Source organism: Streptomyces sp. URMC 123 (assembly GCF_051386515.1).
GTDB lineage: Bacteria > Actinomycetota > Actinomycetes > Streptomycetales > Streptomycetaceae > Streptomyces.
Map to the genome: position 1 here is coordinate 1 of NZ_JBPQTV010000203.1, position 11,420 is coordinate 11,420.

General features: G+C 74.0%; 9 protein-coding genes. 6 read left to right on the forward strand and 3 right to left on the reverse strand.

Features of this window, described 5'->3' with window-relative positions:
- Positions 1-318: 318 nt before the first annotated feature.
- Positions 319-1,194, reverse strand: a complete 876-nt coding sequence (locus ACSNOD_RS21340) for a hypothetical protein (protein WP_436768601.1) — start codon at positions 1,192-1,194, stop codon at positions 319-321.
- A gap of 64 nt (positions 1,195-1,258) precedes the next feature.
- Here ACSNOD_RS21340 and ACSNOD_RS21345 point away from each other — a divergent pair, with 64 nt between their 5' ends.
- The 4 genes from ACSNOD_RS21345 (at position 1,259) to ilvD (ending at position 6,043) form a co-directional block, all read left to right on the forward strand.
- Entirely contained in the window at positions 1,259-2,329 is a 1,071-nt protein-coding gene (locus ACSNOD_RS21345; RefSeq protein WP_436768602.1) for a Ppx/GppA phosphatase family protein, read from the forward strand.
- Between the two features lie 26 nt (positions 2,330-2,355).
- Positions 2,356-3,180, forward strand: a complete 825-nt coding sequence (locus ACSNOD_RS21350) for a sugar phosphate isomerase/epimerase family protein (RefSeq protein WP_436768603.1) — start codon at positions 2,356-2,358, stop codon at positions 3,178-3,180.
- On the forward strand, positions 3,177-3,884 hold the full coding sequence (locus ACSNOD_RS21355; RefSeq protein ID WP_436768604.1) for a TetR family transcriptional regulator: 708 nt from the start codon (positions 3,177-3,179) through the stop codon (positions 3,882-3,884). The genes ACSNOD_RS21350 and ACSNOD_RS21355 overlap by 4 nt, the downstream gene beginning before the upstream one ends.
- 317 nt (positions 3,885-4,201) lie before the next feature.
- A complete protein-coding gene (gene ilvD / locus ACSNOD_RS21360; RefSeq protein WP_436768605.1) occupies positions 4,202-6,043 on the forward strand; it encodes a dihydroxy-acid dehydratase in 1,842 nt (613 codons plus the stop codon).
- 133 nt (positions 6,044-6,176) lie between these two features.
- On the opposite strand, the gene ACSNOD_RS21365 is transcribed toward ilvD, so the two are convergent.
- Both ACSNOD_RS21365 and ACSNOD_RS21370 read right to left on the reverse strand, forming a co-directional pair.
- The gene (locus tag ACSNOD_RS21365) at positions 6,177-7,424 is read right to left on the reverse strand and encodes a L,D-transpeptidase (protein ID WP_436768609.1); all 1,248 of its coding nucleotides are present in this window, start codon (positions 7,422-7,424) and stop codon (positions 6,177-6,179) included.
- 329 nt (positions 7,425-7,753) lie between these two features.
- On the reverse strand, positions 7,754-10,120 hold the full coding sequence (locus ACSNOD_RS21370) for a protein kinase domain-containing protein (RefSeq protein ID WP_436768606.1): 2,367 nt from the start codon (positions 10,118-10,120) through the stop codon (positions 7,754-7,756).
- 189 nt (positions 10,121-10,309) lie between these two features.
- Between ACSNOD_RS21370 and ACSNOD_RS21375 the strand changes: the two genes are divergently transcribed.
- Together ACSNOD_RS21375 and ACSNOD_RS21380 are read left to right on the forward strand one after the other, a co-directional pair.
- Positions 10,310-10,684 carry an SH3 domain-containing protein gene (locus tag ACSNOD_RS21375; RefSeq protein ID WP_436768607.1) on the forward strand — a complete coding sequence of 125 codons (375 nt, stop codon included), beginning with the start codon at positions 10,310-10,312 and terminating at the stop codon, positions 10,682-10,684.
- Between the two features lie 115 nt (positions 10,685-10,799).
- A complete protein-coding gene (locus ACSNOD_RS21380; protein WP_436768608.1) occupies positions 10,800-11,336 on the forward strand; it encodes a hypothetical protein in 537 nt (178 codons plus the stop codon).
- Positions 11,337-11,420 lie beyond the last annotated feature (84 nt).

The following is an 11,420-nucleotide window of genomic DNA, read 5'->3' on the forward strand; positions in this document are numbered from 1 at the left end:
GGCCCGGAGGCCGGGGCAAACTCCCGCCCCTCCGGGGCGGGAAGGTGGGTTTCGCCCGGAAGGGGCCGGGAAGGGCGGGCCGAACGCCGCGGGAAACCGCCGCCCCCGCGGAGCGGAGAGTGGGAGCTCGAGCGGCCGAGGGGTGGGCGTCGGGCCGGAGGCCGGGGCCCCCGCCCCGGCAGGGCGGCGAGGCGGGGTTCGGGCCGGGGCCGGCCGAAGGCCGGGGAAACGGCCCGCGCCTAAGGCGCGGGGAGCGGGGCGACGGTCGCGTCGCGGCAACGCGGCCAGGGGGGTCAGGCAACCCCGCCAGGCGCGCGGCTAGCGGACCGGCCCGGCCCCTTCGGGGCGGGAGGCAACCCCGCCCGGAGGGCGCCCGCGCTGGGGGTCCGCGGGGTGCGAGGCCATCGGAAGCAACGCCGCCACCCACTCCTCGCAGAGCTCGACCAACCGCCCGTACGCCGCCTTGCCCATCATTTCCGTCAGCTCCGCCCGGTACGAGACATAGACCGGCTCGCCCGCCCCGTGCGCGGACCGCGCCGACGTGCACCACCAGTGCAGGTCGTGCCCGCCCGGCCCCCACCCCCGGCGGTCGTACTCACCGATCGAGATCTGGAGCACCCGCGTGTCGTCCGGCCGGTCGATCCAGTCGTACGTCCGCCGGATGGGCAGCTGCCAGCACACGTCCGGCTTGGTCTCCAGCGGCTCGCGCCCCTCGCGCAGCGCCAGCGTGTGCAGCGAGCAGCCGGCGCCGCCGGGGAAGCCGGGCCGGTTGAGGAAGATGCACGCGCCCTCCCAGCGGCGCGTCTGGCGCTCGCCGTCCTCGTCCTTCTCGATCCACCCCGTCCGCGTGCCCACCTCGTGGAACTGCCACGTCTCGGGCGTGAGCCGGGCCGCGTGCTCGGCGACCCGCCGCTCGTCGTCCTCGTCGGAGAAGTGCGCGCCGAGCGTGCAGCAGCCGTCACTGGCCCGCCCGGCCTGGATGCCCTGACAGCCCTGGCCGAAGACGCAGGTCCAGCGGGAGGTCAGCCAGGTCAGGTCGCAACGGAAGATCTGCTCGTCGTCCTCGGGGTCGACGAACTCGACCCACGCGCGGGGAAAGTCGAGCCCGACCTCGTCGGAGACCGGCCCCGCCGCCACCCGGGCCTTGTCACCCTTTGCGGCTTTTTCCTGCTTTGCCTTTTTCGTCTTTGCCACACCTCCAGCGTATGCGGGCCGCCGGGCCCCGCGTGACCTCTCGGCACCGCAGTAGCGTTCCCGTATGCGACTCGGTGTTCTCGATGTGGGTTCCAACACGGTCCATCTGCTCGTCGTGGACGCCCATCCCGGCGCCCGCCCGCTCCCTGCCCATTCCCACAAGGCCGAGCTGCGGCTGGCCGAACTGCTGGACACCGACGGCGCGATAGGCCCCCAGGGCGTCGACCGGCTGGTGATCACGATCGGCGAGGCCCTGGAGGCGGCCGAGGACAAGGGCGTCGAGGACGTCCTGCCGTTCGCGACCTCCGCCGTACGGGAGGCCGCCAACGCCGACGCCGTACTGTCCCGGGTGGAGCGCGAGACCGGGATCTCCCTGACCGTCCTGAGCGGCGAGGAGGAGGCGCGGCTCACGTTCCTCGCCGCGCGCCGCTGGTTCGGCTGGTCGGCCGGGCGACTGCTGGTCCTGGACATCGGCGGCGGCTCGCTGGAGATCGCGTACGGGCTGGACGAGGAGCCGGACAAGGCGGTGTCCCTGCCGCTCGGCGCCGGCCGGCTGACCAGCCTCTGGCTGCCCGGCGACCCGCCGGACCCGGCCGACGTCAGGAGCCTGCGGCGGCACGTGCGGGCCACCATCGCCCGGACCGTCGGCGAGTTCAGCCGGCTCGGCGGCGGCCCGGACCACGTGGTGGGCACGTCGAAGACGTTCAAGCAGCTCGCCCGGATCGCCGGCGCGAGCCGCTCGGCCGACGGGCTGTACGTGCAGCGGGGGCTGAGCCGCGCCGCGCTGGAGGAGTGGGTGCCCAAGCTGGTCGCGATGACGGAGCGGGACCGGTGCGAGCTGCCCGGAGTGTCGGTGGGACGGGCCCGGCAGGTGCTGGCGGGCGCGCTGGTGGCGGAGGCAGCGATGGACCTGTTCGAGGTGGCGGAGCTGGAGATCTGCCCGTGGGCGCTGCGGGAGGGCGTCATCCTGCGCCGGCTGGACCGGATGCCGTCCGTACGGGCGCAGCGGGGCGCGGGCTGCGACAGGGGTACGCCGTCGGTGCTCGGGGCGAGTGACGACGGCAGTACGGCGGCGCCCCGAGCCGGTGACGGAGCCAGCCGCTCCGCGGGGTCCGTGGGGTCCCCCTTCTGTTGACCGTGCCACGCCGTACGCTGTCTCCCGTGGCTCAACCAGTGGTGCGTATCCCGGATGCGAAGGTCGCCCTGTCCACCGCCTCCGTCTATCCGGAGTCGACGGCGACGGCCTTCGAGATCGCCGGGCGCCTGGGCTACGACGGCGTGGAGGTCATGGTCTGGACCGATCCGGTCAGCCAGGACATCGAGGCGCTGCGCCGGCTGTCCGACTACCACGGGGTGCCCGTGCTCGCCGTGCACGCGCCCTGCCTGCTGATCACGCAGCGGGTGTGGTCCACCGACCCCTGGGTCAAGCTCCAGCGGGCGCGGGCCGCGGCCGAGAAGCTGGGCGCCTCGACCGTGGTGGTCCACCCGCCCTTCCGCTGGCAGCGCTCCTACGCCCGGGACTTCGTCCGCGGCATCTGGCGCATGGCGGACGAGACGGACGTCCGCTTCGCGGTGGAGAACATGTACCCGTGGCGCTACCGCGACCGGGAGCTGCTCGCGTACGCGCCCGACTGGGACGTGACCAAGGAGGACTACCGGCACTTCACGGTCGATCTGTCCCACACGGCGACCGCCCGCCACGACGCGCTGCAGATGGTCGACCGGATGGGCGACCGGCTCGCGCATGTCCACCTCGCGGACGGCAACGGCTCCGCCAAGGACGAGCACCTGGTGCCGGGGCGCGGCTCCCAGCCCTGCGCGGAGCTGCTGGAACGGCTCGCGGCGTCCGGCTTCACCGGGCATGTGGTGGTCGAGGTCAACACCCGGCGGGCGATGTCGGCGGCCGAGCGCGAGGCGGACCTCGCGGAGGCGCTGGCGTTCACCCGGCTCCATCTGGCGTCGGCGGCGCGGGCCGGCCGGCAGTGACGGACGCGCCGCCCGGCGGGATGCCCGGCGGGACGCCCGGGGGCTCGCCGCCGTCCGGCGGGCCGGGGCCCGGGGAGGCCGGGGGACCGCCGTCCGGGGAGGCCGGGGGCGTACGCCGGCGGGGGCGCCCGTCCGGAGCGCGCGCCGGCGACCCGGCCACGCGCGACCGCATCCTCGCCGCCGCCCGTACGGAGTTCGCCGAGCGTGGCTACGACAAGGCGTCGATGCGCGGCATCGCGCGGGCGGCGGGCGTGGACGCGGCCCTCGTGCACCACTACTTCGGCGCCAAGGAGCAGGTCTTCGCCGCGGCGATCGAGCTGTCCTTCGAGCCTGCGCTCAACGTCCCCGAGGTGCTGGCGCTCGGCCCGGCCGGCATCGGCGAGCGGCTGGCCCGCTTCTTCATCGGGGTCTGGGAGGACCCGGTGACCCGGGCGCCCCTGCTGGCGATCATCCGCTCCGCGCTGACGAACGACACGGCGGCGGCAGTACTGCGCGGTTTCGTGCTGCGCCGGATGCTGGAGCGGGTGGCGGCCGAGCTCGCCGTGCCCGACCCCGCGCTGCGCGCCGAGCTCGCGGCGGCGCAGCTGGTGGGCATCGCGGTGCTGCGCTACGTGCTGAGGGTGGAGCCCCTGGCGTCGGCGGACGTCGACACGGTGGTGGCGCACATCGCGCCCACGCTCCAGCGCTACCTGGCGGAGCGCTGACGCCACCGTACGGAGCGAGCCTCGGCTCGTACGGAGCGAGCCTCGGCCTGTACGGAGCCGCGCCCGCCGTACGGGGCGATCCTGGGCCCGTACGAAGACCCGGCCGCCACCGTACGGGTACGGAGCCACTCGCCGCCGTACGGGGTGAGGGCGGATCATGAGACCCGCGTCCCGCGATACGGACACTCTGTCCGAACCGTGACCCCACGGCGTACGCTCGGAGGACCCGGCCCGTCGCACCGGCGCGCGCCCCGCGCCCGCCGACCGCCCGCCGCCGGGCCACCGCGATCCTGGCGAACCCCAAGGGAGTGACCCCCGTGCCAGAGCTGAGGTCCCGCACCGTTACCCATGGCCGCAACATGGCGGGCGCCCGCGCCCTTCTCCGCGCCGCGGGCGTAGCGCGCGAGGACTTCGGCAAGCCCATCATCGCGGTCGCGAACAGCTTCACCGAGTTCGTGCCGGGCCACACCCACCTCCAGCCGGTCGGCCGGATCGTCTCCGACGCGATCAAGGCGGCGGGCGGCGTCCCGCGCGAGTTCAACACGATCGCCGTCGACGACGGCATCGCCATGGGCCACGGCGGCATGCTGTACTCCCTGCCCTCCCGCGACCTGATCGCGGACTCCGTGGAGTACATGACCGAGGCGCACTGCGCCGACGCGCTCATCTGCATCTCCAACTGCGACAAGATCACCCCAGGGATGCTGATGGCGGCCCTGCGCCTGAACATCCCCGTGGTCTTCGTCTCCGGCGGCCCCATGGAGGCCGGCAAGACCACGCTGGTCGACGGCACGGTCCGGTCCAACCTCGACCTGGTGCACGCCATGTCGGAGGCCGTCTCGGACACCGTCTCGGACGAGGACCTGGCCCGCATCGAGGAGGCCGCCTGCCCGACCTGCGGCTCCTGCTCCGGCATGTTCACGGCGAACTCAATGAACTGCCTGGTCGAGGCGCTGGGGCTGGGCCTGCCCGGCAACGGCTCGGTGCTCGCCACCCACACCGCGCGCAAGGGGCTCTACGAAGCCGCCGGCCGCACGGTCGTGGAGATCACCAAGCGGTACTACGAGCAGGACGACGCGAGCGTCCTGCCGCGGGCCGTCGCCTCCCGCGCGGCCTTCGAGAACGCCATGGCGCTCGACGTGGCGATGGGCGGCTCGACCAACACCGTGCTCCACCTGCTGGCCGCCGCGCAGGAGGCCGGGCTCGACTTCGACATGGCGGACATCGACGCCGTCTCGCGCCGCGTGCCCTGCGTGTGCAAGGTCGCGCCCAACGGCTCGTACCACATGGAGGACGTGCACCGGGCGGGCGGCATCCCCGCCATCCTCGGTGAGCTCCAGCGCGCCGGCCACCTCCACGAGGACGTGCACGCCGTGCACGCGGACTCCCTCGCCGAGTGGCTCAAGACCTGGGACATCCGCGGCGGCTCCCCGTCCCCCGAGGCCGTGGAGCTCTTCCACGCCGCCCCCGGCTGCCGCCGCTCCGCCACGGCCTTCTCGCAGTCCGAGCGCTGGGAGTCCCTCGACACGGACGCGGCGGGCGGTTGCATCCGCGATGTCGCGCACGCCTACTCCGCCGACGGCGGCCTCGCCGTGCTGTACGGGAACCTGGCCGAGGACGGCTGCGTGGTGAAGACCGCGGGTGTCGACGAGTCGATCTGGACCTTCGAGGGCCCGGCGGTCGTCGTCGAGTCCCAGGAGGACGCGGTCGAGGCGATCCTCACCAAGCGGGTCACGGAGGGCGACGTGGTCGTCGTCCGCTACGAGGGCCCCAAGGGCGGCCCGGGCATGCAGGAGATGCTCTACCCCACCGCGTTCCTCAAGGGCCGGGGCCTGGGCGCCAAGTGCGCCCTGATCACCGACGGCCGCTTCTCCGGCGGCACCTCGGGCCTGTCCATCGGCCACGCCTCCCCGGAGGCGGCCTCGGGCGGCACGATCGCCCTGGTCGAGGACGGCGACTCGATCCGCATCGACATCCCGAACCGCACGATCGAGCTCAAGGTGCCCGAGGCGGAACTGGCGGCCCGGCGGGCGGCGTTGAACGGTGTCTACGCCCCGAAGAACCGCGACCGCAAGGTCTCGCAGGCCCTGCGCGCGTACGCGGCGATGGCCACCAGCGCGGACAAGGGCGCCGTCCGCGACATCTCGAAGCTCGGCTGACGAGCGGGGCGCCCGGGCCCGAAGCCCGGCCGGCCGCTGTGTCGGCCGGAGAAGCGACACGGCGGGCCCGTCCCGAGGCCTGGTGCTCGGGGCGGGCCCGCCTGACGCGTGCCGTTCGCTTCGTCCGCCTCGGTTACTTCTTCAGCGCGCTCATCGTCTGCCACGTCGCCCAGTCGACGTTCCAGTCGCCGAAGCCGTTGCCGGTGTCGATCGTCTTCTCCGTCGAGCCGGTGATCTCGAACATGTCACCCACGTTGAGCTGGCCGTACAGCCACGCCGCGTCCGAGTCGCTCATGCCGACGCAGCCGGAGGAGTCGTTGACGCGGCCGAACTTGCCCGCGTTCCAGGGCGCGGCGTGCGCGTACGTCCCCGAGGTGCTGAGCTTCATCGAGTAGTCGACCATCTTGTCGTAGAGGTCGCCGAGGCCCACCGTCTCGGAGTTCATCCGTATGGTGCCCTCCTTGGCCATCAGCACCATCTTGCCGTTCCACGTGGCGTTGGCCGGGCGGCCGGCCGAGATCGGGAGGGTCTTGACCTCCTGGCCGTCGCGGAACAGCGTGAGCTGCTTGGCCTTGACGTCCACCTTGACGACCTGGCTCTTGCCGATCTGGAAGTCGACGTCGTAGTCCTTGGCGAAGAACCGGCCGCCGCCGCTGTTGACGCCCGCGAGTTCGGCCTTCAGGGACACCTTCGTGCCCGGCTTCCAGTACTCCTTGGGCCGCCAGTCCACACGGTCCGCGCCCGAGCGGTCCTTGACCCAGCCCCAGGAGCCCTCGGTGCCGCCCGCCTCGATCTTGAGGGCCTTCTCGACGTCCGCCTTGTTGACGACCGGGTGGTCGAAGCGGATCGACACCGGCTGGCCGACGCCGACCGTCGCGCCCTCCGTGCCCGGGGTCAGCGTCACCTTGTTGGTGTTGGCGGACGTCGCCTTCGCCGTGGAGAAGGACACCTTCGCGGCGTTCTCCTTGCCGTCGCCGTTCTTGGCCTTCGCCTGCACCGTGTACGTGGCGCCCGGCGCGGTCCTCGACGCGGACTTCCACGCCTTGCCGCCGTCGGCGAGCGCGCCCGCCAGCTTCTTGCCGTTGTTGTCGCTGACCTGGACCTCGGTCAGCTCACCGCCCTCGACGGTGACGCCTATCTCCTTGCCGGGCTCCACATTCGTGGCGCCGTCGCCGGGGTTGACGGAGACCTTCGCCGCCTCCGCCGCCTTGGCGCCCGCCGAGCCGCTGCCGCCACCGCCGCCGCAGGCGGTCAGCGCCAGCGCGCCGGTCACGGCGAGGACCACGGACGGGGCGAGCGCCGCGATCCGGCGGCCACGGCCACGGCCGCGGTCGCGGCTGCGGCTGTGGCGCGGCGCGGCAGAAGAAGCGTCGGGCGACATGTTGGTGGACACCACGGCTTGGGCCTTCCAGGGACGGTTGCGGACGGATGCGGATGGGTGCGCGTCAGGTGGGACGGCTGGAGCGACTCGAACGAGCGGACGAGTACCCGGGCATCGCTACAGACGCTCATACGAGGGCGTTCGGTTCGGGACTTTGGTCCGTAAGTTTCTTGATCAAGATGCTGTTTATGGTGATTTGACCTGATGACAGGCGCCACGGGGTGTCAAAGAGGGGAGCGGAACGGCCCGTTCAGCAGCGCGCGGTCTCATCAGTGCGCGGGTTCACCAGCGGGCCGGGTCACCATCGGGCCGGTTTCCGTCGGCCCGGTTCACCAGTGGGCCGGATCGGCGGCGTCCAGCGCGAACACCGTCCCGTCCGGCGCCGCCCCGTACACCCGCCCCGGCGCCACCACCGGCGTGGGCGGCAGATCCAGATAGCCTCGCTGGCCGGCGGCGAGCCGGGGCCGCGTCTGGCCCAGCAGCGCGCCCCGCGCGGTGTCGACCGCCAGCAACCGCCCGTCCGCCGAACTGAAGTACAGCCGCCCGTCCGTGGCGACCGGGGGCGAGGCGTTGCTGACGGAGGTCTCCAGGCGCCACCGCTGCGCGCGCCGCCCGGTGTCCACGGCGACCAGCGCGCCGCCGTATCCCAGCAGGTAGACATCGGTGCCCCGGACGGTCGCGGCCGCCGCCTCCACGGGGACCTCCAGCCGCACCCGGCGCTCCTGTCCACCGCCCGACGGGTCGAAGCGCACCACGGAGTCGGCGCGCTGCTCCCGGTCGCGGGAGAGGAGGTGGAGCACGCCGTCCACCGCGCCGACCGGCGTGAGGGCGCCCGCGAGCCGCCGGCTCCACCGCTCCTCGCCCGTGGCGGGGTCGACGGCGGTCACCAGGGTGCGGGAGCCGTCGCCGTCCACCGTGACGGCGTACGCGAGCGGGCTGCCGGCGTACCAGGACAGCACCGGCTGTTCGTGGCCGCGCAGCCCGTGCCGCCAGCGCTCCACCCCCGTCCCGCCGTCCAGCGCGAGGACGGTGCCGTCGGGGGCGGCCAGCAGGACGGTGTCGCCGGCGTGGTAGACGTGGCCGCCGTACGGGGCGAGCCCCCGCGACCAGCGGGTTCGGCCGGTGGCCGGGTCCAGAGCCTCCAGCAGCCGCCCGTCGCGCGACACCACATGCAGCAGCCCGCCGCACAGTACGGGCGGACTCGGCGTCCCGCTCCCCGTCTCGGTCGCCTCCGTCGGCGCTGCTTCCGTGGTCGCCGCGTCCGAGCCGGCCGGGGCCGCCGGTCGTGACCACACGCGTCCGCCGTCGGCCGGGTCCAGACGCACGGCCTTCAGGCCGGGCGCGGCGCAGTACAGGGCCCCTTCGGCCGCCGTGCAGAAGACCGCTCGCACCGCGTCTCCCGGGCCCCGGGAAGCCGTGGGCGTCCCCGAGGGCGTGCCGGGCCGCGTGGTGGACGGCGGCGCCGCGAACTCCGTGTGCCAGGGCCGGAAGACAGTACTGGCGGCGGCGGTGTCGCGCTGCTGTACGGGGGCGCCGTTGTCCGCGGCCCACTGTCGTACGGCGAGCGTGACACCGGTGGCCGTCACCAGCACGGCCGTCAGGACGACGGCCGCCACCCGCCGTGCCCGGTGCAGCCCCCCGACGGCAGTACGCTCTGCCACGGGGTCCACCGTCGTGCCGCCTCGCGCCGTACGGTTCCCGGCACCGCCTCGTGCCGTACTGCTCTCGCTGGCGCCCCGCTCCGTACGGTTCCCGAGGCCGCCTCGCTCCGTACTGCTCTCGACGCGGCCTCGCTCCGTACGGTGTGTCGCTCCGCTCCGCTCCGTACTGCTCGCGCCCGCGTCCCCGGGCGCCGACCCCGTCTCCCGCGGCGCCCCCTCGCGCAGGCGCGCCATCAACGCGTCGGGCGTCGGGCGCGCCTCCGGCTCCTTCGCCAGGCAGTCCCGCACCAGCGGCACCAGATCCGCCGGCACCCCGGTCAGATCCGCCTCGTCGTGCACGACCTGATACGCCACCACATAGGGGCTCTCGGAGTCGAAGGGGCCGCGCCCGCGCGCCGCGTGCACCAGTACGGAGCCGAGGGCGAACACATCGGCCGCCGGGCCCACCGAACGCGGCCGCTGGAACTGCTCCGGCGCCATGAACGGCGGGGTGCCGATCAGCTTGCCGGTCTCGGTGCGCAGAACGCTGTCCGCCGGCCGCGAGATGCCGAAGTCGATGACCTTGGGACCGTCGGCCGCGAGCAGCACATTGCTCGGCTTGAGATCGCGGTGCACGACACCGGCCCGGTGAATGTCACGCAGCGCCTCGGCGAGCCCCGCGGCCAGCCGCCGCAACTCCCCCGGAGCCAGCGGGCCGTTCCGCTTCACATGCTCGGCGAGCGTCGGCCCGGGTATGTGGAGGGTGGCCATCCAGGGCCGCTCGGCGTCGGGGTCGGCGTCCACGACCGGCGCGGTGAACGCCCCGCTGACCCGCCGCGCCGCCGCCACCTCCTGCCGGAAGCGGGCGCGGAACTCCTCGTCCTGGGCGAATTCGGCGTGCACGACCTTCACGGCCAGCCGCAGCCCGGACGCCGAACGCGCCAGGTGGACCACGCCCATGCCGCCCGAGCCCAGGCGCTCTTCCAGCCGGTAGTCGCCGGCGAATCGCGGACCCTCCGCTTCCTGGTCCGCCCCGGCGCCGCGCAGTGGTGGCATCGCCCCACCCCCGTGTTCTCGGCGCGCCATTCGACGCACGGAGCCTAGTCGATGGCATGTGCGATGTCGTAAGGGCTTGCTAGCCTGCGCTTGTCATCGGGCCGTCCGGCCGTGCCGGGCCCGATCGGCGTGTCAGCACCGCACGGGGGACTTCACGGGGGAGGGGCCGTCATGGCCACGGAAGAGCTCATGGACGCCACAACCATCCAGGACGAGGGCGCCGCCGGTGCCGTCGGGACGGCGAACGGGGGCGAGCCGGCCACCGCCGTCGCCGCGACCCCGGTCGTGACCACGCTGGCCGCCCAGGCCGGGCGGGCCACGTACCCGGTCGCCCCCGGGCAGCGGGTCAAGGTCCGCCGCACGCCCAGCACCTCGGGGCAGGTCGTGCGGGTGCTGCCGTACGACGCCCGGGTGCCGGTCCGCTGCCAGCGGCGCGGCGAGCAGGTCTCGGGCCCGTACGGGACGACGGACATCTGGGACAGCATCGCGCCCGGGGAGTACGTCTCGGACGCGTATGTGAGGACGGGCAGCGACGGTTTCGTCGCCCCGCACTGCGAGGGCTGACGCCCGGCCCCGGCAGGGCCGACACCCGGCCTCCAGAACGTCATGGAGAGCCGGCCCTCGATCGGGCGGCCGCCGTACGGGCCGCCGCCCCACCGCGACCGCGATAATCGACGGTATGAGCGAGAGCGAGACGCCGAGCCCGGCCCAGGGCCCGCGACCCGAGCCGATCCGGTTCTTCGGCACGACCTGGGTGGACCACGACGGCCACTACGGCCTGCGCCGGGCGGGTGTCGCCGTCGGCGCGCTGGCCGCCGCCGCGGCCGGCGCCGCCGTGCTGCGCCTGGGCTACCAGGGCCTGTCCATCGCCCAGGTCAGCCCCCTGGTCAGCACGCTGGTCGTGGTCGTCTTCGCGACCTGCAGCGCACTCGCCTTCCGCCGCACCTGGGAGGGGTTCGTCCGGCGACCCGACCCGTCGCGCGACGCCTCCGCCGAGCGCTCGATGCACAGCATCCGCATGATCGGCTTCCTGGGCTCGCTGCTGGCGTACTTCTGCCGCGCCCTGATCGAGGCCCCCGGCGAGAAGCTGCTGCGCGCGGAGTACGAGCGCGAGCGGGAGATCTTCGAGCGCCGCCGTGCCACCCGTACGGGCAACCCCTCGGCGCGCAAGGCGAAGGGCGCCCGCGGCAAGGGCGGCCCCACCAAGCGCCGCTGAGCGGCGCCCACGGCCGCCCCACCGGGGGCCGTCTGCGCGGGGGCCGGCGACCGGCCTCCGCGCCCCGCCCCGCCGGCCCGCGTG

What these genes read in the sequence shown, in the direction of transcription:
- ACSNOD_RS21345 (WP_436768602.1), top strand. Translation starts at nt 1,259, where the DNA reads ATGCGACTCGGTGTTCTCGATGTGGGTTCCAACACGGTCCATCTGCTC.
- ACSNOD_RS21365 (WP_436768609.1), bottom strand. Translation starts at nt 7,424, where the DNA reads ATGTCGCCCGACGCTTCTTCTGCCGCGCCGCGCCACAGCCGCAGCCGC.
- ACSNOD_RS21370 (WP_436768606.1), bottom strand. Translation starts at nt 10,120, where the DNA reads ATGCCACCACTGCGCGGCGCCGGGGCGGACCAGGAAGCGGAGGGTCCG.
- ACSNOD_RS21375 (WP_436768607.1), top strand. Translation starts at nt 10,310, where the DNA reads ATGGACGCCACAACCATCCAGGACGAGGGCGCCGCCGGTGCCGTCGGG.
- ACSNOD_RS21380 (WP_436768608.1), top strand. Translation starts at nt 10,800, where the DNA reads ATGAGCGAGAGCGAGACGCCGAGCCCGGCCCAGGGCCCGCGACCCGAG.